Annotated in this window: 1 rRNA gene; it reads left to right on the top strand. The window is 53.4% G+C overall.

Annotation, left to right across the window (positions count from 1 at the left end):
- A 23S ribosomal RNA gene (locus J5067_RS23205) occupies positions 1-547 on the top strand; the annotation flags it as partial.

Here is a 547-nt window from a genome sequence, read left to right as displayed (position 1 = left end):
GTGTTGTTGGGTAGGGGAGCGTTCTGTAAGCCGTTGAAGGTGAACTGTGAGGTTTGCTGGAGGTATCAGAAGTGCGAATGCTGACATAAGTAACGATAAAGCGGGTGAAAAGCCCGCTCGCCGGAAGACCAAGGGTTCCTGTCCAACGTTAATCGGGGCAGGGTGAGTCGACCCCTAAGGCGAGGCCGAAAGGCGTAGTCGATGGGAAACAGGTTAATATTCCTGTACTTGGTGTTACTGCGAAGGGGGGACGGAGAAGGCTATGTCATCCGGGCGACGGTTGTCCCGGTTTAAGCGTGTAGGTGGGTGACTTTGGTAAATCCGGGTCGCTGTTAACACTGAGGCGTGATGACGAGGTACTACGGTACTGAAGTGACAGATGCCCAGCTTCCAGGAAAAGCCTCTAAGCATCAGGTAACATTGAATCGTACCCCAAACCGACACAGGTGGTCAGGTAGAGAATACCAAGGCGCTTGAGAGAACTCGGGTGAAGGAACTAGGCAAAATGGTGCCGTAACTTCGGGAGAAGGCACGCTGTGCGAGGTGA

It is taken from the genome of Candidatus Symbiopectobacterium sp. NZEC151 (genome assembly GCF_025962655.1).
GTDB lineage: Bacteria > Pseudomonadota > Gammaproteobacteria > Enterobacterales > Enterobacteriaceae > Symbiopectobacterium.
The sequence above is the reverse complement of the archived record's forward strand: the minus strand, read 5'-3'. Positions and strand labels throughout refer to the sequence as shown.